The following is a 24823-nucleotide window of genomic DNA, read 5'->3' as shown; positions in this document are numbered from 1 at the left end:
CTCACAGGGCGATAGCCATCAGGCGTTGACGATCTCTTCTTCTAGCGATTGCTTCTCGAAGAGGTCGGCGTAGTAGCCGTTGCGGGCGATGAGATCGTCGTGGGTTCCGAGCTCGGCGATGCGGCCGTCTACGAGCACGGCGATCCGATCGGCGTTGCGCGCTGTGGAGACGCGGTGGGCGATGAGGATGGTGGTTCGGCCCTGCATCTTGTTCTGGAGAGCGTTGAGAATCTGCTCTTCGGTGTAGGTATCGACCGAGGCGAGAGCGTCGTCGAGGATGAGGATGCGGGGTTCGCGGAGGAGCGCGCGGGCGATAGCGGTGCGCTGCTTCTGGCCTCCGGAGAGCGTCATGCCGCGCTCGCCGACGACGGTCGAGAAGCCGCGGGGGAACTCGAGGATCTCGGCGCCGATATGGGCGGCTTCGGTGGCGGCGAGGATCTCGGCTTCATGGGCGCCTTCGACGCCGAAGGCTACGTTCTCGCGCACGGTCTCAGAGAAGAGGAAGGTCTCCTGCGGCACAAAGCCGATGGCGCGGCGCAGCATCTGGAGCGGGTAGTCGCGGATGGGGCGGCCGTCGAGGAGCACCATGCCGGGAGCGGCGTCGCTGAGGCGGGGGATGAGTGAGACGAGCGTGGTCTTGCCGCTGCCGGTGGGGCCGGTGATGGCGAGGCTTGAGCCCGCGGGGATCGTCAGCGAGATGTCATGCAGGATTTCGGAGCCGGTGGGGTACTGGAAGCTGAGGTGGTTGAAGGCGATCTCGCCATTAAAAAGGGGCTCAGGGTCCAGGGCCAAGGGTCCAGACTGCGATGGGGCGAGGTACACGGGCTCCGTGCCGACGCGTGCGGAATACAGGGGTTCCTCGCGCTGCTCGGAATGACGGTGCTGCAGGAGTGCCGGATCTGCTTCGCTGTCGTCGATCTCCGGTTTCTCGATCAGGATCTCGTTGATGCGGGTTACGGAGGCGGCTCCGCGCTGCACGAGGTTCACCACGTAGCCAACGGCGATCATGGGCCAGGTGAGCTGGACCATGAAGACGTTGTAGCTGGCGAACTGAGGCACGGTGATGTGGTGCAGCAGGACCTCGCGACCGCCGGCGAGGAGGGTGATCATCAGCGAGAGGCCGAGCACGAACTCGAGCGTGGGCCAGAGCATGGCCATCAGGCGAGCGAGCATCAGCGAGCGGCGGATGTACTCCTGATTGGCGGTCTCGAAGGAGGCGATCTCGGCGTCTTCCTGGGAGAAGGCGCGGATGAGGCGTGCGCCGGAGAAGTTCTCCTCTGCCTGGGCGGAGATGTCGGAGAAGCTGGCCTGGATGCGTTCGAAACGCTTGTGGATGCGGGCGCCGAAGTACTGCACGAGCACGCTGGCGATGGGCAGCGGGACGAAGGCGTACATCGTCAGGTGCGGGGAGATGCGCAGCATGAACGGCAGGGCCGCCGTGGTGAAGACGATGGTGTTGGCGGAGTACATGATCGCCGGTCCGAGGAGCTGGCGGACCGCGTTCAAGTCATTGGTCGAGCGTGCCATGATGTCGCCGGTGCGGTGGCGCTGGAAGAAGCTGGGCGGCTGCTTCGCGAGGTGCGCGAACATATCGTTGCGGATGTCGAACTCGATCTCGCGCGAGGCTCCGATGAGGATCTGGCGCATGAGATAGAGGAACGTTCCGGAGACGATGGCGACGCCGATGATGCGGGCGGCGTGGTACTCGACCTTGGAGGCCGAGAGGCCGGCCTGGATGTCCTTCACCGCCGCGCCGATGAGCAGCGGGATGATGACCTTCGACGAGTTGTAGATGAGCAGCGAGATCCCGCCCAGGGCGTAGCTCTTCCAGTAGCGACGGAGGTAGGGAAAGAGCGGACTGAGTCTGGGAAACATGAGGGCAGGGATTATGGACTAGGGATTAGGTGTTAGGAACGCGCGGGCCGCCGGCTCCGGTACTCGGAGTAGCGGCGGCCTGCTGGCGGAGAGTTAGGACTTGGGGGTGCTGGCTGGCGGGGGAGTTGTGCTTGCGGGAGGCGCACCTGCGCCGGCGGGTGGCGCCGAAGCGGGCTTGGCAGGCGGAGGCGGAGGGACGCGTACCGGCTCGGGGGCCTTGTCGCTCTGCGCGGCGACTTCGAGGTCGAAGATCAGCATGGCGCGAGGTGGGATGGGAGGCCGGCCGGCTTCGCCGTAGGCGATCTGGTAGGGGATGTACAGGCGGCGCTTGCCGCCCACGCGCATGCCTTCAAAGCCTGTGTTCCACGCCGGGATGACGCGCGCTGCGCCGTATTGCAGGGGGAACGGTTCGCCGCCTGGGTGGTCGTAGGAGCTGTCGAACTTGGTGCCGTCGGTGAGCCAGCCGGTGTACTTCACCGAGAGGAAGGCTCCCCGCTTTACCAGCGCGCCGGTGCCGACGGTGATCTCGCTGTAGAGGAGCGAGATGGTTTCCTTCTTGGGGCCAAGTGCTTCTGCGAGCTCCGGGCTGACCAGCGGCGAGGCGTACTCAAGATGGGTTTCCGGTGTGCGGGTGACGGTGTACAGCGTCTTGACGCAGGGCGTTCCGGCAGGCAGTGCGGGTATCTTCGGGGAGAGCCCAGGCGGCGTGACGCAGCCACCCGCAGGGGCAGCTGCGTGCGCGGGGGCGGCGTGGTGAACGGCAGTCGAGTGCGCGGGGGTGGGAGTCTGGGCCGCGAGGGTGATTGCGGCCGAGGTCATTGCCAGGAGTGTGAGGGTCTTCATATCCGCTCACAGTGTAGACCGTCGAGTTAGGTGGGAGTGCGAAGGAGGAGATAACTTCCGGCGATGGCGAAGAGGAGGTCCGGGGACCAGGCGGCGAGGACGGCGGGAAGGGTATTCACATCGCCGAGGTTTTCGAAGATGGCGGCCACCACCCAGAAGGCGATGGCGACACCTATGGCAGCGCCCATGCCGGCGACCGAGCCTCGTTTGCCGGCGGTGAGGGAGAGCGGAATCGCGACCAGTGCGAGGATGAGCGTCACCAGCGGGTAGGCGACCTTGCGATTAAGCTGGACGCGAAAGCGCACCGTATCGAAGCCGCTCTTGCGCAGGTCATTGATGTAGGCCGAAAGCTCGTTGTAGTTCATCTCCTGCGACTGGCGTACGTCCTTCTTGAAGTACGAGGGCTGCTCGCGGATCTCGGGGAAGGTCGAGAGGGTGAAGGGCTGGTAGCTGGAGATGGCCTCCCCGTTGAAGGTGCGCTGCCAGCCGTTCTCGAAGATCCAGGCCGAGAGGTGCTCATCCCAGTGCGCGCTGGAGGCATAGATGCGGCGGGTGAGCGCGAAGCTGCCGGGCTGGAACTCGAAGACGGTGAGGTTGCCCAAGACGTTCTGATCAGGGTCGAAGTACTGGTAGTAGAAGATGCGCGTGGGGCCGTTGTCGCCACTGGACTGCCCGCTCATCCACTGGCGACCGGGGCGAAGGAAGGTCTGTGCGGGTTTGCCTTTGATGATTGCCAACAGGGCGTCCTGCTGGCGGTTCGCGGAGGGCAGATAGACCTCATCGAAGGCGAACAGGCCGGCGGAAAGCAGCGCGGCGATGAGCAGCACCGGCGTGATGATGCGATAGAGGCTCATTCCGGTGGCTTTCATCGCGGTCAGCTCGCTGGAGCGGGAGAGCGAGCCGAAGGTGATGAGCACAGCGATGAGCGAACACAGGGGAGTGACGTTGTAAAGGATGAATGGGATGAGGGTGAACAGGTACTCACCGACCGTGACCAGCGGCGTTCTGTATTTGACGATGTCGCCGATCAGCTCGAAGAAGGTAAAGATCTCGAAGAGGATCGTGAAGCTGGCGAGTACGAGCACGAAGTTGCGCAGGAAGGCGCCCATGACGTACTCGTCGAGGATGAGCGGGAAGTTGATGCGTAGCGCCCGGCGCAGCCAGCGGATGTTGAAGCCGCCAGTGTGGCCGTTGTGGGAGGGCTCGCGACGCCTGCGCGTCAGGCGCTCGAAGAACTGCGCGATGTGTGTGCCTGTCCGTGCCGCGAGATCAAGCGCGTAGCCGCCTGAGGACATCTGCTGGATAAGCACCAGGCCTGCGCCGGCGAAGAGGATGTTGGCTCCCCAGATGCCGAGCAGCGGCGGAATCTTGTTCTGTCGCGCGAGGCCGAGGCCGATGATCCACAGGAAGTAATAGACGAAGACCAGCATCAGCGTGACGACGAAGCCCGCACCCTTGCCGCCACGGCGGGAGCTCATGCCCAATGGAACTCCTACGAGCATGAGCACGATGCAGGCGGTGGGGAAGGCGAAGCGGCGATGCAGTTCGATGGTGTAGATGCGGCTGTCGCGATCGTGCGCCTTGATGCGAGAGGTCAGCTCGTGCATCGTAAGCGCCTGGATGGGCGTATCGAGACGGCTGATGTGCGAGTCTTCCTGCTGGCCGGTCTGCACGGGCATCTCGGTGTCGAGGAAGGTGGAGATGTCGTACTCGGAGGGGTTGTTGACGGCGATGTCGTGGCGGCTGCCGTTGTTGAGTTCGAGGCGCAGAGCGTGCGGGCCGTCGCCGGTCACCATGGCCTCCCGCGAGGTGATGATGTGCGGGTTGGCGGGCTGGGTCAGATCGGCGAGGAAGACGTTGCGCCAGATGGCCGAGCCATCCGTGCCCGGCAGGGTGTCCTGCACGTAGAGGACGTAATTTTTGAGGTCTTCGTAGAAGACGCGGGGCTCGACCTGTACGGTGGCTTGCGAGGTCTTGCTTGCTTCTTCGTACGCGAGTAGTGCACTGGCTGCACGCGGTGCGATGTACAGCGAGTTCACGAGTCCGATGCCCCAGCAGGTGAAGGCCAGCATGCTGATGACGCGCAGGAAGCTCATCACGCCGAAGCCTGAAGCACGCATCGCGGTCACTTCGCTGTCGGCGGCGAGACGGCTGAGACCCAGCAGGATGCCCACGAGGACGGACATGGGGATGGTGAGCGTGAGGAAGCCGGGAAGCAGATAGCCGACCAGGCGCACGATGTCCGCGGGCGTGGCGACGCCGCGTACTGCCAGCTCCATGAGCGGCAGCAGGTAGCGCATGAAGAGGATGAACGTGAAGAGCACCCCGCCGAGGAGGGCGTAGGAGATGATTTCGCGGAGGATGTAGCGGGTAAAGATGCGCACAGAGATGGCCCGCGGAGTGCGGTGAATCCAGTGTAAAGGCTACGCGCGAGGTGTGCGCTAGACCTTGCGCATCTCTTCGCTGACGCTATGACCTTCGGGCGTATCCAGAGCGTCGAGACTGGTGATGACGCCCTCGCGATCGCGGGCTTCACGGTTCTGGCTGAGCTTCCATTTGCCTTCGAGGCGAGCGATGGGGAGCTCGAGGCCGACGATGCCGCGGATCATCGCAGCGATGTAGTCCGGAGGAGCGTCATCCATCGTCCAAGGCGCGGCGGAGGTCTGCTCGTGGAGGTGGGTGAGTGAGGCGAGGTGTGAGCGGAGCCAGGCTTCATCTTCCACGATGCGAAGGGGACCGTAGGCGTGGACGGCGATGTAGTTCCAGGTGGGAACGCTGCGATGATTTTCGGCCTTGGTGGGATACCAGGAGGGCGAGATGTAGTGATCGGGACCGGTAAAGATCGCGAGGGCTTCGACGGTGGGGTCGGGGTCGCGCCATTGGGCGTTGGCGCGCGCGAGATGGCCGCGAAGCGTCGGCGTTTCGGGGTCCTCGGTGTGCAACACCATCGGGATGTGCGAGGCGAATAGGCCCGAGGGGTGCAGCGTGACGATCGTCGCCAGGGGGTGCGCACGCATCATGGCGTGCATCTCTTCGGGGCGATGCTCGGCGTTGAACTTGGGGATGTACAAGGCGTCCTCCCTTTCAGCCTAAGGCATCAGGCGGGACGTCAGCCTCAGGCGCCGCGGAGGCGCAGCGAGTTGGCGAGCACGCTGACGGAGCTGAGGGCCATGGCTGCGCTGGCGAGCACGGGGCTCAGCAGCACATGGAAATGCGGATAGAGCACGCCTGCGGCGATGGGCAGGCCGAGCGCGTTGTAGGCCAGCGCCCAGCCGAGGTTCTGGCGCATGATGCGCGTGGTGTGGCGGGCCAGGCGGATGGATGCGGGCAGAAGCCGGAGGTCGGGATGCAGCAGGATGGCGTCGCCGGCTTCGCGGGCGAGGTCGCTGCCGCTGGCCATGGCAAGACCGGCATCGGACTGCGCGAGCGCGGCTGCGTCGTTGATACCATCGCCCACCATAGCTACTTTATGGCCCTGCTGCTGCATGGTGCGGATAGCGGCGAGCTTGGCGGCGGGCAGCAGGTGGGCCTGCACGTCGGTGATGCCGGCCTCGCGGGCGATGGGGGCGGAAGAGGATGCGATGTCTCCGGTGAGGAGCAGGGGCGTGACGCCAAGCGATCGCAGCGTGGAGATGGCTTCGGCGGCGTGCGGACGGAGCGTGTCCATGGCGTAGAACGCGGCTTGTAATGTGCCATCGAGGAGGAAATACAGTGGCGTGGCGTGCTCCAGTCCTGTCGGAGGTACTGGGGCTGGCGTGGTGCCAAGCAGCGACGCATTGCCCAAGGCGAGGCGATGCTCCTTTGCGCCAAGGGTGACGCTGGCTTCGAGCCCGATGCCGGGGAGCACGCGAAGGTCGGAGATCACGGGAGTGCTCGCGATGCTCTCTGCAGCTTTGGAGGCCGCGAAGGTTACGACGGCCTGCGCGAGCGGATGGGTGGAGAGACGTTCTGCTGCGGCTGCGATTGCGAGGAGTGCCTCGCGTGAAAGCTTCGATTCGGAAGCAAGAATCATTGCCGCGATGGCGGGCTTGCCTTGGGTGAGGGTGCCGGTCTTGTCGAGCGCCATCGTGTCGACGAGAGCGAGCCGCTCCAGCGCCTCGCCGCCTTTGATCAGCAGGCCGAGCTGTGCGGCGCGGCCGATGGCGACGGTGATCGCAGCGGGTACGGCAAGGCCCATCGCGCAGGGGCAGGCGATGATGAGCACGGCGATGGCGATAGCGAAGGGACGCGAGAAGCCTTGATGCAAGCCATGGGTATTGAGCGCGACGGCCCAGGCTGCGAAGGTGAGGCTCGCGAGCGCGAGCACCGAGGGCACGAAGATGGCGCTGGCGCGGTCGGCGAGCTGCTGCATGGGGGCGCGGCTGTTCTGGGCCTGCGCCAGGAGCCGCTGCATCTGGGCGAGTGTGGAAGCGGCGCCTACAGCAGTCGTCCGGAGGATGAGCGCGCCGTCGAGGTTCAGCGTGCCGGCACTGACGCGTTCGCCAACGCTGTGAGTGACGGGCAGGGGCTCGCCGGTGAGCATGGAGGCGTCGATGGAGCTGCGCCCTTGCACGATCTCGCCGTCGACGGGGATACGGTCACCAGGGAGGACGCGAAGCAGGTCGCCGGTCTCAATGGCGTCGAGCGGGAGGACGGTTTCGGGCAGCGAGGAATAGTCGGTTACGCCCACGGGCGGTGTGAGGAGGCGGACGTCCTTCGCTTCGAGGCGGGCGAAGCCTTCGAGGGCGCTGGTGGCGCGGGCTCTGGCTCTAGACTCGAGCCATCGGCCGGTGAGCAGGAAGGCGAGGATGAGGATGACGGCCTCGAAGTAGACATCGGCACCGACGCCGCGGTGGGCGAGGGCCTGGGGAGCGAGGGTTGCTGCGAGAGATGCGGCAAAGGCCGAAAGCGTGCCGATGGCGACCAGGGTGTTCATGTTGGTTGCACGATGCCGAGCGGCGCGCCAGGCGGCGGCGTAGATCTCAGGAGCTCCGAAGAGCATGGTTGCCAATGCAAGCACGGCCAGCACCCAGCGCACGGGCTGCGCGGGAAGATCCATGAGCCACATCGGCATCAGTGGATCGAGTATGCGGGCGGTGAACGCGAGGAGGGGATCGGAGCTGGACGAGCCTTGCAACGTGCCGGTCATTAGCGGCATCGAGAGTGTCATGGCCACGGCTCCCGCGATGAGCGCGAGGATGGCGCGGAGGACGAGATACTTTGCTGCGGGCTCCATGTCCATCGGGGCGTCGATGGAGGCGTCGTAACCGGAGGAGCGCACGGCGCCGATGAGGGTGTCTGGGGAGATGGGCGTTACCGAGGTGACCTGGGCGGTGTTTGCGAGCAGGTTGACGGTTGCGGAATCTACGCCCGGTACGGCGGCCAGGGCGTGCTGGACGTGCGACTGGCAGGAGGCGCAGGTCATTCCCTGGATATGCAGCTGCTGGATGGCGGGCCCAGGTGCGTCGTGTTGGACTTGCTCGGGCATCGCTATGCCGAGCGGGCTGGGTAGCCTGCCGCAGAGAGGGCTGCTGTTACTTCGACAGTGGGCGTATCGGTAGCCACGCGGGCCGCACCGATGCGGACCTCTTCGGCGTGGGTCCCGGGCAGGCCGTTCAACACCTGGGTCACGCGACGCACGCAGCTTCCGCAGTGCATATTTTCGATTTGAAGGTTCAATGTTGCCATTCCAATTAGATGCCTCCGCAGAGGGATCGTCGCACGCGGTGCGTGAAAGGGCCCGGCCAGTCCGATTACGGGACGAAGCGGTAGCCGACGCCGCGCACCGTGAGCAGATGGACGGGGTCGCCGGGCTTGGGCTCGAGGTAGCGGCGAAGGCGAACGATGAAGTTGTCGATGGCACGGGTGTCGGTGTCCTCGCGGACGCGCCACACGTTCTCGAGCAGCTCTTTGCGGGAGATGATCTTGTTGGGCCGCTCGAGCAGATAGCGGAGCAGGTCGCACTCCATCAGGGTGAGGTGCACGGTCTCCTCGGGCGAGCGGACCTGCAGCTCGGCGAGGTCGATGACGCGGTCGCCCAGCGTAACGGTGTCTTCCGGCTCTTCGAGAGACGGCGCGGGTGCGGAGCCTGTTGGTGACGGTTTCTGCCAGTGCATGCGACGCAGCAGGGCGCTGAGGCGAGCGAGGAGCACGTTCAGCTCGAAGGGCTTGGGGAGGTAGTCGTCGGCTCCGGCGTCGAAGCCTTCGACGATATCCTCGGTGCGGCCCCGCGCTGTCAGCAGCATGACAGGAAGGTATCGCCCGGCCTGGCGCAATGCACGCACGATGGAGAAGCCGTCCTGCTGGGGCAGCATCACGTCGAGCAGCACCGCGGCGGGGGCCTCGGGCGTGGTGGTGAGCCAGTGGAGCGCGGCGTCTCCTTCGGATTCGTGGTGGGTGCGGTAGCCTTCGGCCTCGAGGTTGAAGATGAGCGCCTGGGCGAGGTGGTCCTCGTCCTCGATGACAGCGATGAGTGGAGCTTCAGCCTGGGTGTCGTTCGCCATCATGGCCTCCTCGGACGCAGACGTCAGGATACGCTTCCGTGAGATGCAGCTGAGACAGCTTCGGTGTTTGCGCCAGACTGCGCCCGCTTATCGCTGGGTGTCCAAGGGGAGGGATAAGAACATCGTGGTGCCCTTGCCTGCCCCTTCGGAAAGCGCACGGACATTGCCGCCGTGCTGCCTGGCGATGGTGTGCACGAGGAAGAGGCCGAGGCCAGTGCCCTTGATCTTCACCTGGTCGTTGCCGCTGGCGCGGTAGAAGCGCCTGAAGACGCGCTTGAGCTCGCTGGGGTCGATGCCGATGCCTGTATCGGAGATGGAGAGCACCGCCCAGGTGTACTCCTCGATGCCGAGGTGGCAGCGGACGTGGACGCCGTCGGGAGAGTACTTCACGGCATTGTCGAGGAGGTTGAGGACGGCGGTGCGGAGATCTTCAGGATTGCCCTGGACGAAGAGCTTGACGCCGCCGGGAACCTCGTCCAGCAGGATGTCTTCTGTGGGAAGGCGGTTGCGGCGACAGACGACGGCGACGCATTCGGCAACGAGCGGGTAGAGCTCGATGCGGGTGTAGGCGGAGCGCTGGCGATGGCCCAGCGTGCCGGCCTTGAGCACGGTCTCGACGGTGGCGAGGAGGCGGTCGGTATCGGCCCGCATGATGGTGTAAAAGCGCTGGCGCTGGGCTTCGTCGAGGGGGCGGCGCTCGAGCGTTTCGAGGTAGAGGCGGATGGACGCGATGGGGGTCTTGAGTTCGTGGGTGACGGCGTTGAGGAAGGAGTCCTGGCGCTCGTTGCGGCGGATCTCGCGGACGAGGAAGACTGTGTTGAGGACGACGCCGGCGATGAGGATGGCGAAGACGATGAAGCCGATGACATCGAGCGCGAGCCTTCGTCCGCTGAGGTGCACGAAGTAGATATTCAGGATCGCCAGCAGGCCGATCAGGCACGACCCCATCACGATGAAGAACGCTGTGATGCCGCGCCGGCGGGTAAGGTTCATGGGAGAACGTTAGCAAATCCGGGGGCTGAGGTGGGGAAGAAGGAGAATGTGCAGGAACATGGAGTTTTTGCGGAAGCTCATCGATGAGGACGGGGGCTGCCTCGATAATGAGAATCGAACGCACGGCAAGCGACCCCAGGAGGACGAATGGCAGACACGAAGAAAACAATTGAGCAGGCATACACCGCGTTCAACGAGCGGGACATCGACCGCGCTTTGGCACTGATGACCGAGGACGTGAGCTGGCCCAAAGCTTCAGAGGGCGGCAAGGTTGTCGGCAAGGAAGAGATTCGCGCCTACTGGACTCGGCAATGGGGTGAGTTCGATCCGCGCGTCGAACCGCTGGCGATGACCGAGGACGATGGAGGCAAGGTCCACGTGCAGGTGCACCAGCTGGTCAAGAGCCTGCAGGGGGATGTTCTTGCCGACGGCGAGGTGGTTCACGTGTTCACGATGAGCGGCGGTCTCATCGCGGCGATGGATCTCGGGGATAAGGCGGAGGCAGCTGCGGGTCCGTCGGTGGCGTTTGCACATCGATCCTGACGGGCTTATGACCTCAACGCAGAAGGCCGCCCTCACGAGGAGAGCGGCCTTTGTGCTTGCTAGGATTTGAGTGCTACGCCATGTAGGAGCCGGCGGGCTTGGGGTTTTCGCGATCGAACTTCGCGATTTGAACTTTCTTCGCGAGGCCGAGCTTTTCCATGACCCAGATGCCGTAGTAGTTGATGTCGAACTCGTACCAGGTGAGGCCGTGGCGCGCGCTCACCGGGTGAGCGTGGTGATTGTTGTGCCAGCCTTCGCCACCGGTGAGGAGAGCGACCCACCAGCTGTTGCGCGAGTCGTCCTTGGTCTCGAAGCGGCGCGAGCCGAACATGTGCGTCGCCGAATTGACGAGCCAGGTGGCGTGCAGGCCGAGCGTCACGCGGAGGAACGTGCCCCAGAGGACCATGCCGGCGGCGCCGACAACGCGGTGACCTTCGGGAGCAAGCGCGGCGCCGAGAGCCATCTGGAAGAAGCCGACGAGGGTCAGCGGCAGCCAGTGGTACTTGGAGAGCCAGACGTGCATGCGATCACGGGTAAGATCCGGAGCGTAGCGGCCCAGAAGAGCAGTCTCTGAGTGGAGCGAGCGGCCGGAGACGATCCATCCGGCGTGAGCCCACCATGCGCCATCGTGCGGCGTGTGCGGATCGCCTTCGTCGTCGGAGTTCTGGTGGTGCACGCGATGCGTGGCGACCCAGAAGATCGGTCCGCCTTCCAGGGCGAGCGTGCCGCAGAGGGTGAGGAAGTACTCCATCCAGCGGGGGACGCGATAGCCGCGATGGGTCAGCAGGCGGTGATAGGTCATGCCAATGCCGACATTGATCGCGAAGAAGTAAGTGATGACGGCGGCTGCGAGGTTCTTCCACGACCAGAACATGGGCAGCAGCGCAACAATGGCCCCGACGTGGAAGGCGCCCATGAAGATCGCGGTGATCCAGTTCACGCGGCCTTCCTGGTACTGGCGTCCCATGCGGAGGTCTTCCTTGATGCGGCGGGCGTGCTCACGGGCTGCTTCAAAGCCCAGCGGCGACGTGGTCGCGCGGGTGGTTTGGGTGAGCGTGGATTCCTTCGCGGTGGGGGGCTGCTCGAGTGATGCGTTCATAGTGATGTCGGACCGACCTCGTATACTTCGTTACTGTCGTCCAAGGTACGCCCTGAGGTGAGAGCTGGTGTGTAACAGTTTTGTAAGTGAGCGGAGCCGTGTGTTTCCGGGACTTTATGGGGTTTGTGGAACCCTTTCGATCGTACGCGCGCGACGCTCGTTTGCAGGGATTGCGATGCTTTCGATTGCCGGGATGGTGGCCCTTACGGGCAGCGGCTTAGCGCAGCAAGGCACAGTGAACCTGCCCAGCGGAAAGATCCTGCAGACTCCTACGCCTGGATCTCCAGCTCGCGTCAATAGCCTTCCGCTATCGCTTGCGGTCTCGCCGGACGGCAAGTATGTGGCATCCATCAACGCGGGCTATGGCACCTTTGAGTCGAAGTATCGCCAGTCCATCGCGGTGATGAATACGGTGACGGGAGAGGTGCGGGACTTCCCGGATGAAAGGTTGGGTCAGCGTGCGAAGGAGACCTACTTCTCCGGTCTGGTCTTCAGCCCGGACGGAACGAAGCTGTATGCCAGCATGGCCAGCATCACTGCGGCTGAGGGAGGAAGCGCGAAGACGCCGGGCAATGGCATCGCGGTGTACTCCTTCTCCGAGGGAACGCTCAAAGCGCAGGACTTCCTCTCGCTGCCGTTGATTACGTTGGCAGAGGGCCGCACGTCGCTGGTGCGCAAGGGGCACACGACTGAAGGCGTACCGTATCCCGCGGCGATTGCGGCGGTGCCGGGCACGACGCAGCTGCTGGTGGCGGAGAACCTGGCGGATTCAGTGACGCTGCTGGATACGGCGACGGGCAAGGTGGTGCGCAACATCGATCTCTCCGCGGGCGAGATTGTGCCTTCGACTTATCCGATTGCTGTTGCGGTCACGGCGGATGGCAAGCGGGCGTTTGTCGCGTTGTGGAATGCGAGTGCCGTGGCGGAGGTGAGCCTGGCAACAGGCGCGGTGCTTCGCGAGCTGCCTTTGCTGAAGCCGGCGAATCCGATCGATCCAGGTACGCATCCGTGCGCTCTGCTGTTGGATGAAAAGGCCGGCACACTGTATGTCGCGCTCTCGAACCGCGATGCTGTGGCGGCGATTGATATCGCGAAGAACCAGTTCGCGGTGAAGGGCTACTTCGATACGCGGCTTCCGGGGCAGAGCTACTTTGGCGCTGAGCCGGATGCGCTGGCAATGAACGCCGATGGTTCGCGACTGTATGCGGCCAACATGGGCACGGACTCGATTGCGGTGCTCGATCCACACAAGATGCGCAGCATGGCGAAGGCCAAGGGGATGATCGAGCCGCTGGGGTTTGTGCCGACGGAGATGATGCCGATGGCGCTGGCGGAGAGTGGCGGCAAGGTCTTCGTTGCGACGGGGCGGGGCAAGGGGACGGGTCCGAACAACATGCCGCAGCGGGCTGCGCCGGGAGCTCCGACGTCGCGCGACAAGGCGGACTCTACCTATGCTCCGACATTGGACTACGGTTCGCTGGCGAGCATCAGCGAGAGCTCCGTCGAGGGCAATCTGAAGGTTTCGACGGATGCTGTGCTGGGCTCCAACCGCATGAAGGCTGCGCAGCAGCCAATTGAGTTTGCGGGTGGGAAGAACCCCATCAAGCACGTGATCTACATCATCAAGGAGAACCGAACCTACGATCAGGTCTTCGGCGACCTGATGAAGGATGGGCAGAAGGTGGGCAACGGCGATCCGTCGTTGACGATGTATGGTGCGACGATTACACCGAACCAGCACAAGCTGGTGCTGCAGTTCGGCGTGCTGGATAACTTCTTCGACTCGGGCGAGGTCTCGGGCGAAGGACATGTGTGGTCGAACGCGGCGATCGGCTCGGACTACATGGAGAAGACCTGGCAGATCAACTATCGCAGCGCGGAACATACGTACGACTACGAGGGTGTGGTGGCCAATGGCGATCCGCTGCTGCAGCACATCCCGGACCTTGCGGAGCCTTCGAGCGGCTACCTGTGGACGAACTTTGCGAAGCACAACATCAGCCTGTTTCATTTCGGCGAGTACATCAGCTCGACGTTTTGCACGAGCGCGGGCGATGCAATGCCCGGCGACCGCACGATGAACCCGCGCGAGGGCGCAATGACCGGTGGATCGCGGCCGTGCGATCCGGCGTTCATCCGGCCGGGCGAGGAGATCCCTGCGGCCTGGGGCGGCGGAAAAAGCCTTTTCCCGTGGGCGATTCCGCGGCTGGCGCACAATCAGGCGACCAAGCCGGAGCTTGAGGGCCATTACTCGAAGGTCTATCCGGACTTCAATCTGATGGTGCCTGACCAGATTCGCATCAACGTGTTTCTGGAGCAGCTGAAGCTGTGGGTGGCGCAGCGCGAGTCGGGCAAGGACGAGATGCCTTCGTTCATCGAGGTGCGCCTGGGCAACGATCACACGGCGGGCACGCGGCCTGGTTCTCCGGCGCCGAAGGCCTCGGTGGCGGACAACGATCTGGCCATCGGTCGCGCGGTGGATGCGATCTCGCACTCGGCGTATTGGAACGACACGGCGTTCTTCATCCTTGAGGACGATGCGCAAAACGGCGCGGACCATGTGGACGCGCATCGCTCGCTCGCCGTGGTGGTCTCGAAGTATGCTCCTCATACCCAGCCAGCATTTGTGGACAGCACGTTCTACTCGACCGTGAGCGTGATCCGCACCATGGAGACCCTGCTCGGCGCTCCTCCGATGAACAACAACGATGCCTTTGCGCCGATGATCGCTTCGCTATTCACGGGTCCGGGCGATCAGCCGGCGTTCGATGCGGACTACTCCAACCGCGACAACCACCTGATCTACACGATGAACGAGAAGACCGCGCCAGGTGCGAAGGCGTCGCTGAAGATGGACTTCTCGCGCGCGGACCATGCCGACCCGATGAAGCTGAACCTCATCCTGTGGCAGGACGCGAAGGGCAATACACCGCCTCCGGCGATGATCCTCGAGAAGCACAAGAAGACGAAGGACGATGATGATAATTAGTTAGTGAATAGTGAATAGTGAATAGTGAGTAGTGAATAGTGAGTAGTGAGTAGTGGAAAAGGACTTGCGAAGGCGGGTCTTCTCGTTGGGGATGAGGTGACAAACAGCAGATCCCCTTTGGGAATGACAACAAGAAGAGCAACCGCGAGTGCGAGCCTCGAAGGCAAGTTGGAGCTACGTCAGAACTGGAAGTAGAGGAACGACTTTGTATCGCCGAGGTTGGCTAGCACGGCGAAAAAGAGCACCGCCATCGCAAAAGCCCAGCGGAGGTTGGGTGTCCAGCGCATGTGGTTGAACCAGGGTGTGGGTGCGGTGGCTCCTGAGGGCTCTTCGCCGAGGATCTGCTGGGTGTTGGGCAGGTACCAGACGATAGGGAAGAGAGCGAAGCCTGCGGCAGCATCGAGCAGGCTGCTGAAGTGCCCGGCGCCGTGCAGGAAGAACAGCGAGCCCAGCATCGAGGTCGCGGCATGCAGCGTGTCGGCGCGGAAGAAGACCAGCGCCAGCGCGACCTGCAGGTAGACCCCGATTCGCATCAGCAGGATGGTGAACTCGCTGCGGACCTTCTCCGGCATGGTTTTGTCGCGCTGTCGGAAGCTGCGCCACGCGAGGTTCGCCGTGAGATAGAGCCCGTGCAAGAGACCGAAGATGAGGAACTTTGCCCCTGCGCCGTGCCACAGCCCGGTGAGCAGCATGGTCACGAGGGTGGGATAGGCTGCCATTGCGACGAAACCTTCGGGTGTGGCGAGCGCCTTGCGCGAGACTTTCTTGCCGGCCAGGGTGCGCTTGCGCTGCACGTGCAGCAGGATCGGGTTGTAGAGGTAGAGCGTGATGTAGCGGGTCAGCGTCATGTGCCAGCGCTGCCAGTACTCGGTGACGCTGGTGGCTTTGAAGGGGGAATCGAAGTTGAGCGGGAAGCGGATGGAGAAGATGCGCGCGAGCCCCAACGCCATGTCGGAGTAGCCGGAGAAGTCGAAGTAGAGCTGCATGGTGTAGAGCACGAGGCCCCCCCATGCGGAGGTTGCGCCCTGGGCTCCGGCGCGTGCAAATGAGGCATCAGCGCCTGCCGCGAGGTAGTCCGCGATGAGCACCTTCTTGCCCAGGCCCATCAGGAACCAGGTAAGGCCGAGCGAGACATCGGCTGGTACCATGCGGTACCGCCGGCCGGGAGCGAACTGCGGCATCATCTCCTTGTGGTGGAGGATGGGCCCCATGATGAGGTGCGGGAAGAAGGTGACGAAGAGCACGTAGCTCAGCAGATCCTGCCGCTCCGCTTGTCCTTGCGAGAGGTCCACCAGATACGAGATCTGCGTGAAGGTGAAGAAGCTGATGCCCAGCGGAAGCAGGATGGGATGGGCTTCGGGAGCAGGAACATGCAACGCGTGCAGCAGGATCAGCGTGCGATAGAGGTACTTGAAGTAGAACAGCGCACCCAGATTGAGCGCGATGCCGAGCACGAGCATGCGACGGCGCGTGGAGGAGCACTCCGGCGCCCTGGCGATGGCCGCTGAGACCGCGTAGTTGACCAGGATCGATGCCAACAGGAAGAGCAGGAAGATGGGCTTCCACCAGGCATAGAAGACCAGCGAGCAGAGCGAGAGCCAAGCAATGACCGGTCTTCGCCCCAACCTCCCCAGCAGGTGGAAGCCCGCCATCGCGATGGGCAGAAAAACGAAGATGAACCGGTAGGAGTTAAAGAGCATCGTGAGTGTCTGCGCAGGGCCGGGTCTAAGGAGCCTGCCGCTTCTCTGACGAAGAGAACGCGGCGGAAGACGGTCGAAGCGAAGCGGGCCGCAGCCATGCACCCGAAGCCGTGGGCGTGTAGCTGCCGGATGAGCTTACGGAAGGGTCAGCAATCCTGAAGCGCTCAGCAGGGCGACACCGTCGATTGGCTTCTTCGCCGTGCGAGATGCGGTTCTGGCTCCGGGAGGCAGGCTGTCGCCAACCTCGATGAACCGTGGAGACTCCCTCCGGGTATTGATCTCCGGACGCTCCAAGGCAACCTCATTCAGCTGTTGCGAGAGCCATCCACTGACCATTCGCGAGCCGTCCGCGGTGTAGTGGCGACCGTCGTTGAAGGCGGCGATGGGAAGAGCGTGGAGCGGGTTCGAGGTGATGCCTTCGAGCTGTGTGGCGTAGGCCTGCAGGTTGCTATCGCACGAAGGAATTGGGGCGACATCGACCAGGACGACGGCGGCACGGTCCGCGTAGCGTCGACGAAACTCATCGGCGAGCGCCCGGGAGAATGCGCCCTGGGTGGGATCGGTGAAGGGGGCGTCGGTCTCGCAGTAGGTTCGGGCCGGGGAGGGCGGCGTGAAAAAGGTGGTGTCGGTACGAAGCTGCAGGCGGTCTTCCTCCGGCTGAAGGTGGGTTGCGTGGAACCAAGCGTCGCGGAGGGCATAGTAGGCGGTGAACCCTGCGGCATAGCCGGCAAAGTTGGCGGCCTCGTGGGGGTGCGAGATGAGAACGCGGCGGGCTTCTTTCGGCTGTCCGTGCCGGAGCAGTTCTAACAGGCCCTCGGCGTAGATGGTGTGGTGCCAGACACGGTTCGCGGCCTGGAAATCATCAGGAGAGAGCTGGACGACCAGTACCTTGGGCCGCTCATTCTGGGCGAGAAAACGGTCCAGCGTGAGGTTGCCGGTCACTGCCAGCACGGCGTTGGTGACGGCGATGTTGCAGGTATGAAAGCCGGTTTCATTTTCGACCACGGCCGGATCGACGCCTGTCATTGCAGTCGAGTCGCCAAAGACAACGACGTCGCAGTGGCGATCCTGCATGTTGAAGACGGCGTCGTTGGAGCGCACCCAGAAACTGGCGCCATGATTCATGAAAAAGTTGGATCGACCGAGCCCGATGAATGCCGGGATGGCCAGCAAGGGAAGCACCATCATCGCAAGGCAGTACACCACTGAGGGGTCCAGGGCTGGCCTTGGCAACTGCTCCGGTGTTGGTACAGGGGTCGTCTCGTTACGCTCCAAAGCAGCACTCATGCAGGGGTGTGGGAAGTGAGGTCATTCTATGGGAGCCCTTGTCGGGGTCAGTGTTCTAAACCGCTCAAATATCGAAAGATATTGCAACTTAACCCTTAGTTTGCGAATCGTCGCGCGTTTCGCGTGATCCGTCACTGGGCAGTTAGACGCGAAGAGCCGGCGCGGGATTACCGGAGTCCCGCAAGCAAGGTCTGGAAAACTCGGGGATACTTTGGGCGGATCAAGATTGCCCGGATGGGCACGGGAGGGCGTTTCTCTCAGGGGTGGGTGAGAGGAGAGGTTCGGCGTTCCAAGTGGGGCTATTTTAGGTTTTGCGGGGGGTGTTGCGAGGAGCGCGCACGAGCGAAGGTGTAGGAACGCTTCAGTTCCAGTGCCGATGCGGGAGTGTGGACAGGCATTGATGTGAGCCTCCAGGGCAGAGGGCTTAGGTCAGCGGGAAAATCGCTGGCTTGAGACCTCTGCCCTTTTGACAGCCAAACGTCGGCGCTGGTTAGGTACCAGTGAGCGGTTAGCGGAGGAAGACGCTGAGTTCGGAGGCAGCGGCGCGCAGGGGCGGCAGGAACCGCGTCTGCATCTCCAGCATCGGCATCCGTGGCGCGTGACCGCTGAGATTGACGGTTGCCACGACACGGCCGTTTCCGGCGAAGACCGGAACCGCGATCGAGCGCAGACCGACTTCATACTCCTGGTCGCAGAGGGCATAGCCGTTGCGGCGCACGTTGCGCAGGATCAGCCGCAGCTTTTCCTTGGAGTTGACGGTGCGCGGGGTGTACTGGACCAGCTGCAGGCGAGCGAGGAAGTGTTCCAGCTGATCCTGAGGCAGGTAGGCCAGCAGGACCCGGCCCATGCTGGTGCAGAAGGCCGGCAGGCGTGAGCCGATGTGCAGGTCGACGCTCATCACGCGGGTCATGGTGGTGCGCGCGATGTAGACGATCTCCTCGCCGTCCAGCGTGGCGACGGAGAAGCTCTCCTTGAAGGTCGCGGACATGCGTTCCAGGATGGGCTGCGCGGCGTTGGCCAGGGTGCTGGAGGCGGTGTAGGTGTTGGCCAGGGTGAGCATCTTGGGCCGCAGGGAGTAGCGCTGCGTCTCGTCAGCCCCGGCGAAACCCAGCTTTACCAACGTATAAAGGCAGCGCCGCACGGCGGCACGGGAGAGCCCGGTGCGCTGGCTGAGCTGCGAGATGGTCATCTGCGGCGACTGGGGCGTGAAGGCCTCGATGACGACGAGCCCGCGGGCCAGGGAGGCCATGAAGTTGGGATCGCCCGAATAGGTCTCCAGCGCGACACCGGGGAGCACGGGCTTGCTGGAGGGTGATTTTTCTTGAGGCGGGAGCAGAGCGGCGGGAACGGGAGCGGCCAGCGATGACAAGGTACGGATCCTCCGACACGGGAGCGGCGCGGTCCCGGTGATGACCGATTGCCGCTCTGTACTCACGATAAACGCACGAGGAGCCGAAGCGCAAGAAGGGGGCCGGAGGGAGACTCCCGGATTGCGGAAGCTCGTCGGTTGAGGCCGCAGGAATGCTGGAACGCGGGTGCTTTGTCTATCTGCCTGGAGTCGGCCTATTGCCGCAGCTCCCACAGCTCCTCGTTGCTTGAGAAGCGATGGATGAGGGTGTAGTGGGATTCTACCCAGGAGTAGAGGGGATCGAGATCGTGCTGACCGGTGGGGTTCGTGATGGGGTCGTTTACGGGAAGGAGGGTGATGTAGCGGATGTGGTTTTTCTGGACTGCCCGGATAGCATCGAGGAGGAACTCAGGCCGGGTCAATGGGGCCATCCGAAGAAAATCCATGTATGCAGGGCTGTCTAAGCCGAGAGGAAAGTAAAGATAAGCTGCATCTGCCTGGAAAAAAGGTTCTCCTGGGTGCGTGAGCCGGGCGAGGTATGTGAGTTCCTCCGCATCCTGTGGTAGGAGTGCGAACCTGCCAGTTGGCAGAGAGACGATATCGCTGTAGGCAGCGCGACGGAACATCGTCTGCCGGATGGCGACGACGATGGTGGCAGACCACAGCGCCGCGAGGAGGATGCGGGCCAGACGAGGCCGCGCAGTCAATGCCCGCGCAAGGACCGCGACGAGGACGATGAGAGAAGGCAAAAAGGCCGCATAGAGGCGTATCCAGGTCGGACGAGCGGTGACTTCGGCCATGAGCAGAAGACCGACGGTTGTGAGCAGAAACAGAGGTGTATGGTCCGTGTGCGGCTTTGCCCGATTTTGCCGGTGCTTCCACAAGAGGACGCCGAGAGTTACAGGTGTTACGGAGATCAGAAGCAGATAAAACAGGGCGTTTTCCACGCCGAGGAATGACATCGCATGCGGGAAGGCATGCAGCAAGGTTCGTATAGGATTTTTGAACGGCCGAAGCTCGTAGCGCTGCGGAAAGATGACCTGAAAGTACCAGAGCGTATGCCAGCCTGCGTGCCAAAGGGTGGATGCGCTGAGAAGGAACCAGGTGAGTGCGGCGGAGAGAAACAGGCTTGCCTGCTTCCGCAGCATGGAATCATGAGGGGCTGCCGGCTCACGCGCATAGTAGAGTGCGCTCGCGAAGGCAAACCATGCAGCGGCTCCGGCCATTTGTGTGAAGAAGGTCGCCAGGCCAATGAGGGCGCCTGCCATGGCCATGCGCGCGGGAGAGCGGTCCGTCCAAAGCAGGAGGATGGCAGCGAGGATGGCAAAGAGGCTGAACCAGTGATGTGTGGCGTTTAACCATCTGGGGTAGAGGACAGCGGCGAAGAGGACGGTGGTGAGATCGGCCCAGGAGCGAGGCATGATGCGGCGGTTGAGATGGAGGGTCAGCCAGGACAACGCGGTGCCCATGAGAAGCGTGACGAGGTTGGGAACCCATGCGCGTATGCCGAATAGTTTGAAGGCAAAGAAGAAGACGTAGTCGATGCCGGGGGCGTTGAACTGAAAGAAGTCGCGGTAGATCCATCGGCCAGCGCCCATGCGCAGGGCGTCCAATGCAAAGAGGCCATCATCGGCGACGATGTAGTGAGGAATGCCGTGCAGGGTGAAGAGATTGAAGAAGAGGTAGACGGGAATTGCCAGGACGAGAAGAGCGTCGTAGAGACGCTGTGCCGGTGTGACGTTGTGCTGGTTGTCTGCGACGGCCTCGTTGCATGTGGGGACGATCATTATGGAATCACAGTAGCTTCCGATAACGATGGAGTTGTCACGTGTTTGTAAGAATTCTGGCGGGTACTGTGTTGCAATGCGTGCGGCCGCAGCGCAAGAGACGGGTGATGGCAGAAAGAGAGAGATCGTTTGCCACCGCACAAACGATACCCCACCCTGTCTGGCGATCAAGCTGCCAGCCGAGGATGGGGCACCCCGTTTTGCAGGGGTTATTTGTGGCTGCGGTAGAGGTTGATGAGATGGGTGGTGGAGGTGTCGTGGGCTGTGGGTGGGTCGGTGGGGGATTCCATTTCACCCAGGATCTTTGTGGCGAGGACTTTGCCGAGCTCAACACCCCATTGGTCGAAGGAGTCGATGCCCCAGATGACGCCCTGGGTGAAGACGGAGTGTTCGTAGAGGGCGATGAGCGTGCCGAGGGTGCGCGGGGTGAGACGGTCGTAGAGGAGGGTATTGGAGGGGCGGTTGCCTTCGAAGACTTTGTGCGGGACAAGGGCTTCGGGGACGCCTTCGGCGCGGACTTCGGCGGCGGTTTTTCCAAATGCCAACGCTTCGGCCTGCGCGAAGACGTTGGCCATCAGGATGGCGTGATGCCTGCCTAAGGGGTTTAGGCTCTTGAAGCCGCCGATGAAGTCGCAGGGGATCAAGCGCGTGCCCTGATGGATGAGCTGGTAGAAGCTGTGCTGGCCGTTGGTACCGGGCTCTCCCCAGTAGATGGGGCCAGTCTCTGCCTCGACGTGCGTGCCATCGAGGGTGACGTGCTTGCCGTTGGACTCCATGGTGAGCTGCTGGAGGTAGGCGGGAAAGCGTTTGAGGTACTGCTCGTAGGGCAGGATCGCGACTGTCTGGGCGTCGAAGAAGTCCGTGTACCAGACAGTGAGCAGGCCCATGAGGACGGGCAGATTTTTCTCCAGCGGCGTGGTGCGGAAGTGGACGTCCATGGCGTGGAAGCCGTCGAGCATCGCCTGAAAGTTCTTCGGGCCGATGGCAATCATGGTGCTCAGGCCGATGGCGGAGTCCATGGAGTAGCGGCCGCCGACCCAGTCCCAGAAGCCGAACATATTGGCGGTGTCGATGCCGAACGCTGCCACCGCCTTCTCGTTGGTGGAGATGGCGACGAAGTGGTTGGCGATGGCTTCGGTCTGCTTGAGCGTGGCCAGCGTCCACTCGCGGGCGGAGTGCGCGTTGGTCATGGTCTCGAGCGTGGTGAACGTCTTGGAAGCGACGAGGAACAAGGTCTCTTCGGGGTCGAGGTCGTGGACCGCTTCGACGAAGTCGGTGCCATCGACGTTGGACACGAAGCGGAAGGTGAGATCGCGCTGGGAGTAGTGGCGGAGCGCCTCGTAGGCCATGACGGGGCCAAGGTCGGAGCCGCCAATGCCGATGTTGATGACGTTGCGTATGGGCTTGCCGGTGTAGCCGAGCCACTTGCCGGAGCGAACCTTGTCCGCGAACGCGGCCATTTTATCGAGGACCTCGTGGACGGCTGGGACAACGTCCTCGCCGTCGACGACGATGGACTCCGACTTGGGCGCGCGCAGAGCGACATGCAGCACAGCACGGTTCTCGGTGGTGTTGATCTTCTGGCCGGTGAACATCGCTTCCCTGTGCTCGGCGAGTCCGGATTCCTTCGCGAGCTGCAGGAGGAGCTGGATGGTCTCTTCCGTGATGCGGTTCTTGGAGTAATCGAGGAAGATGCCTTCGGCTTCGGCTGTGAAGCGCGTGCCGCGCTCGGGGTCAGCGGCGAAGAGCTCGCGGAGGTTCTGCTTGAGAGTGGCGGCGTGCGCGGTGAGGGCCTTCCAGGCCGGGCGCTGGGACAAAGGGGCAATTGTGTCGCTCATACAAACTCTCCTTGGGGATGCGGGCCGGGGGTATTCCGCAGCCTGCGAAAGTCATTAGACCATTGTTCCGTGCACACAGATGCAGTCCCTTAGAGCCGTTGGCGCAGGCTGGCGAGGAACTGGTCGACGGGTTTGGTGTTGATGAGGTCCTGGGCGGTGAGCCAGGCGCGGCGGCATTGGACGATGCCGTAGTCGATCTGATCGAGCTCGTCGGTGGAGTGGGCGTCGGTGTTGACGATGATCTTGCAGCCGAGCTCTTTGGCGCGGCGGAGATGGATATCGCAGAGATCGGCACGGGCGGGCGCGGCGTTGTGTTCGACGGCGACGCCCAGCTTCGCTGCCAGGGGCAGAAGTTCAGCAAGGTTGATCTTGTACGGCTCGCGGTGCAGCACCTTGCGGCCGGTGGGATGGCCGAGGATGTGCACGAAGGGATTCTCCGCAGCTCGCATGACGCGGGCGGTGCATTCCGCCTCGGTCTGGTTGAATCCGGAGTGAACACTGGCGACGACGACGTCGAGCTGCGCAAGCGTGTCGTCTTCGAGATCCAATGCGCCGTCGAGGAGGATGTCGACCTCGATGCCGGCGAGGATGCGGAAGGGGGCCGTCGGCCTGGGGTTGGCGGCATCAGGCTCACCGGCTTCGACGCGCTGCTTGTAGCGTGCCCATTGCGGGCCTCGGCCTTCGGCAAACTCGGCAGCGAGGCGGTCGGATTCTTCACGGATGCGGGCTGCGTGCTTCAGCGTGCGCTTGTCGTCCATGCCGTTGGTCATGGCGAGCGCCTTGGAGTGGTCGGTGATGGCGATGTACTCGAGACCACGCGCGATGGCCGCCTCAGCCATTTTGCGGATGGAGTCTGTGCCATCGGACTCGGTGGTGTGCATGTGGAGGTCGCCGCGGATGTCGTTGCGGACGATTAGCTTCGGCAGGGTGTGTTTTTCGGCCGCTTCGATCTCGCCGTTGTTTTCGCGGAGTTCGGGTGGGATGTAGTCGAGGTCGAGGGCCTGGTAGATGGCTTCTTCGCTCTCGGCGGCGACGATGGTGTTGTCAGCGAGGCGGAGCAGGGCGTACTCGCTGAGCGTAAGGCCACGCTTGATGGCGCGCTGGCGCAGTGCGACGTTGTGGTGCTTGGAGCCGGAGAAGTACTGCAGTGCGGCGCCGTAGCTGGCGCGGGGCAGCAGGCGGACGTCGACCTGCAGGCCGTTGCGAAGGTTGAAGCTGACCTTGTTCTGACCCTTAGCGAGGAGCTTGTCGATGAGGGGCAACGTCGCAACGTGTTCGACCGCGGCAGCAACGACGTTGGGCTCACAGGCTGGGCCGGTGACGAGCAGGTCGAGGTCACCGACGGATTCTTTGCCGCGACGAAGGGAGCCAGCGGGCGTGATGGTCTCGATGCCGGGGAACCGGCGGATGAGCTCGCTGACCCGCAAAGCGTGCTCGCGGGCGACGTCCACGCGGAAGCGCGAGGCGTTGCGGCGATGGTCTTCGATGCCCTTCAGGAGCTTGTCGGTGAACTTCTGCCCCATGCGTGGGAGTTCGAGCAGGGCGCCGCGCTTGGCGGCTTCCTCCAGCTCGTCGATGTTGCTGATCTGCAGCGCGGAGTGCAGCAGGGCGACGGTCTTGGGGCCCATGCCGGGGAGCTTCAGCAGCGTCAGCATGGTGGGTTTGTACTTGGTCAGCAGCTCTTCACGCAGTCCGGTGGTACCGGTGGTTACCAAGTCTTTGATGGTGCCGGCGATGCCTTTGCCGATGCCGGGAATGGCGAGCAGACCCTTGGTGTCGCCATCGGGCGTGATCAGAGAGCTGACAGGTGTCGTCTGCTGCTCGATCGTCTCGGCGGCGCGGCGGTAGCTGCGGATGCGGAAGGGATCGGCGGCGTCGATCTCGAGCAGGGCGGCGGTCTCGTCGAGGAGCCGTGCGAGGGTGATGTTGTCCATAATTTCGGTCGGAGCCGAAGACAAGATCGCCCGCGGCCACGCATCGATTGTAGATGCGCAGCACGCGGGCAAGTTCTTGGCGGTGGGTCCCAGCCAGCGAAGGCC

General features: G+C 63.2%; 17 protein-coding genes. 2 read left to right on the top strand and 15 right to left on the bottom strand.

Translation table 11 applies throughout. The features are described 5' to 3' along the window. Positions 1–18: 18 nt before the first annotated feature. From AC5E6W_RS07130 to AC5E6W_RS07095, 8 genes are all read right to left on the bottom strand, one after another. On the bottom strand, positions 19–1875 hold the full coding sequence (locus AC5E6W_RS07130) for an ABC transporter ATP-binding protein (protein WP_491751582.1): 1857 nt from the start codon (positions 1873–1875) through the stop codon (positions 19–21). 93 nt (positions 1876–1968) lie between these two features. Beyond that, the gene (locus tag AC5E6W_RS07125; protein WP_491751581.1) at positions 1969–2718 is read right to left on the bottom strand and encodes an FKBP-type peptidyl-prolyl cis-trans isomerase; all 750 of its coding nucleotides are present in this window, start codon (positions 2716–2718) and stop codon (positions 1969–1971) included. Positions 2719–2744: 26 nt separating this feature from the next. Continuing rightward, positions 2745–5102 carry an LptF/LptG family permease gene (locus AC5E6W_RS07120; protein ID WP_491751580.1) on the bottom strand — a complete coding sequence of 786 codons (2358 nt, stop codon included), beginning with the start codon at positions 5100–5102 and terminating at the stop codon, positions 2745–2747. A 57-nt stretch (positions 5103–5159) separates the two neighbouring features. Further along, the gene (locus AC5E6W_RS07115) at positions 5160–5789 is read right to left on the bottom strand and encodes an FMN-binding negative transcriptional regulator (RefSeq protein ID WP_491751579.1); all 630 of its coding nucleotides are present in this window, start codon (positions 5787–5789) and stop codon (positions 5160–5162) included. 44 nt (positions 5790–5833) lie between these two features. Continuing rightward, on the bottom strand, positions 5834–8185 hold the full coding sequence (locus AC5E6W_RS07110; RefSeq protein ID WP_491751578.1) for a heavy metal translocating P-type ATPase: 2352 nt from the start codon (positions 8183–8185) through the stop codon (positions 5834–5836). Positions 8186–8187: 2 nt separating this feature from the next. Beyond that, positions 8188–8385, bottom strand: coding sequence for a heavy-metal-associated domain-containing protein (locus AC5E6W_RS07105; RefSeq protein WP_491751577.1), 198 nt, complete (start codon positions 8383–8385; stop codon positions 8188–8190). Positions 8386–8450: 65 nt separating this feature from the next. Next, on the bottom strand, positions 8451–9203 hold the full coding sequence (locus tag AC5E6W_RS07100) for a response regulator transcription factor (protein ID WP_491751576.1): 753 nt from the start codon (positions 9201–9203) through the stop codon (positions 8451–8453). A gap of 84 nt (positions 9204–9287) precedes the next feature. After that, the gene (locus AC5E6W_RS07095) at positions 9288–10193 is read right to left on the bottom strand and encodes a sensor histidine kinase (RefSeq protein ID WP_491751575.1); all 906 of its coding nucleotides are present in this window, start codon (positions 10191–10193) and stop codon (positions 9288–9290) included. A gap of 147 nt (positions 10194–10340) precedes the next feature. Here AC5E6W_RS07095 and AC5E6W_RS07090 point away from each other — a divergent pair, with 147 nt between their 5' ends. Next, positions 10341–10736: a nuclear transport factor 2 family protein gene (locus tag AC5E6W_RS07090; RefSeq protein WP_491751574.1), complete on the top strand. Its 396-nt coding sequence runs from the start codon at positions 10341–10343 to the stop codon at positions 10734–10736. A 73-nt stretch (positions 10737–10809) separates the two neighbouring features. Here AC5E6W_RS07090 and AC5E6W_RS07085 read toward each other — a convergent pair whose 3' ends face one another. After that, complete coding sequence (locus AC5E6W_RS07085; protein WP_491751759.1) at positions 10810–11703, bottom strand: acyl-CoA desaturase; 894 nt, start codon at positions 11701–11703, stop codon at positions 10810–10812. Positions 11704–12010: 307 nt separating this feature from the next. On the opposite strand from AC5E6W_RS07085, the gene AC5E6W_RS07080 reads away from it, so the two are divergent. Beyond that, on the top strand, positions 12011–14824 hold the full coding sequence (locus tag AC5E6W_RS07080) for a bifunctional YncE family protein/alkaline phosphatase family protein (RefSeq protein WP_491751573.1): 2814 nt from the start codon (positions 12011–12013) through the stop codon (positions 14822–14824). 179 nt (positions 14825–15003) lie between these two features. Here AC5E6W_RS07080 and AC5E6W_RS07075 read toward each other — a convergent pair whose 3' ends face one another. The 6 genes from AC5E6W_RS07075 to AC5E6W_RS07050 all read right to left on the bottom strand — a co-directional run bounded on the left by AC5E6W_RS07075 (position 15004) and on the right by AC5E6W_RS07050 (position 24718). Beyond that, the gene (locus AC5E6W_RS07075; protein WP_491751572.1) at positions 15004–16524 is read right to left on the bottom strand and encodes an MBOAT family O-acyltransferase; all 1521 of its coding nucleotides are present in this window, start codon (positions 16522–16524) and stop codon (positions 15004–15006) included. Positions 16525–16659: 135 nt separating this feature from the next. Further along, entirely contained in the window at positions 16660–17757 is a 1098-nt protein-coding gene (locus AC5E6W_RS07070; RefSeq protein ID WP_491751571.1) for a hypothetical protein, read from the bottom strand. Between the two features lie 562 nt (positions 17758–18319). Then, positions 18320–19180, bottom strand: coding sequence for an IclR family transcriptional regulator domain-containing protein (locus AC5E6W_RS07065; protein WP_491751570.1), 861 nt, complete (start codon positions 19178–19180; stop codon positions 18320–18322). 194 nt (positions 19181–19374) lie between these two features. Further along, positions 19375–20946 (bottom strand): glycosyltransferase family protein, encoded by a 1572-nt coding sequence (locus AC5E6W_RS07060; protein ID WP_491751569.1) that lies wholly within the window; start codon positions 20944–20946, stop codon positions 19375–19377. Positions 20947–21155: 209 nt separating this feature from the next. Further along, positions 21156–22784, bottom strand: a complete 1629-nt coding sequence (pgi, locus tag AC5E6W_RS07055; RefSeq protein WP_491751568.1) for a glucose-6-phosphate isomerase — start codon at positions 22782–22784, stop codon at positions 21156–21158. A gap of 89 nt (positions 22785–22873) precedes the next feature. After that, complete coding sequence (locus AC5E6W_RS07050; protein ID WP_491751567.1) at positions 22874–24718, bottom strand: DNA polymerase/3'-5' exonuclease PolX; 1845 nt, start codon at positions 24716–24718, stop codon at positions 22874–22876. Between the last annotated feature and the right edge of the window lie 105 nt (positions 24719–24823).

The sequence above is a fragment of the Bryocella sp. genome (genome assembly GCF_058498515.1).
The sequence above is the reverse complement of the archived record's forward strand: the minus strand, read 5'-3'. Positions and strand labels throughout refer to the sequence as shown.

What these genes read in the sequence shown, in the direction of transcription:
- AC5E6W_RS07130 (WP_491751582.1), bottom strand. Translation starts at nt 1,875, where the DNA reads ATGTTTCCCAGACTCAGTCCGCTCTTTCCCTACCTCCGTCGCTACTGG.
- AC5E6W_RS07125 (WP_491751581.1), bottom strand. Translation starts at nt 2,718, where the DNA reads ATGAAGACCCTCACACTCCTGGCAATGACCTCGGCCGCAATCACCCTC.
- AC5E6W_RS07110 (WP_491751578.1), bottom strand. Translation starts at nt 8,185, where the DNA reads ATGCCCGAGCAAGTCCAACACGACGCACCTGGGCCCGCCATCCAGCAG.
- AC5E6W_RS07105 (WP_491751577.1), bottom strand. Translation starts at nt 8,385, where the DNA reads ATGGCAACATTGAACCTTCAAATCGAAAATATGCACTGCGGAAGCTGC.
- AC5E6W_RS07100 (WP_491751576.1), bottom strand. Translation starts at nt 9,203, where the DNA reads ATGATGGCGAACGACACCCAGGCTGAAGCTCCACTCATCGCTGTCATC.
- AC5E6W_RS07095 (WP_491751575.1), bottom strand. Translation starts at nt 10,193, where the DNA reads ATGAACCTTACCCGCCGGCGCGGCATCACAGCGTTCTTCATCGTGATG.
- AC5E6W_RS07090 (WP_491751574.1), top strand. Translation starts at nt 10,341, where the DNA reads ATGGCAGACACGAAGAAAACAATTGAGCAGGCATACACCGCGTTCAAC.
- AC5E6W_RS07085 (WP_491751759.1), bottom strand. Translation starts at nt 11,703, where the DNA reads ATGGGACGCCAGTACCAGGAAGGCCGCGTGAACTGGATCACCGCGATC.
- AC5E6W_RS07080 (WP_491751573.1), top strand. Translation starts at nt 12,011, where the DNA reads ATGCTTTCGATTGCCGGGATGGTGGCCCTTACGGGCAGCGGCTTAGCG.
- AC5E6W_RS07075 (WP_491751572.1), bottom strand. Translation starts at nt 16,524, where the DNA reads ATGCTCTTTAACTCCTACCGGTTCATCTTCGTTTTTCTGCCCATCGCG.
- AC5E6W_RS07060 (WP_491751569.1), bottom strand. Translation starts at nt 20,946, where the DNA reads ATGATCGTCCCCACATGCAACGAGGCCGTCGCAGACAACCAGCACAAC.
- pgi (WP_491751568.1), bottom strand. Translation starts at nt 22,784, where the DNA reads ATGAGCGACACAATTGCCCCTTTGTCCCAGCGCCCGGCCTGGAAGGCC.
- AC5E6W_RS07050 (WP_491751567.1), bottom strand. Translation starts at nt 24,718, where the DNA reads ATGGACAACATCACCCTCGCACGGCTCCTCGACGAGACCGCCGCCCTG.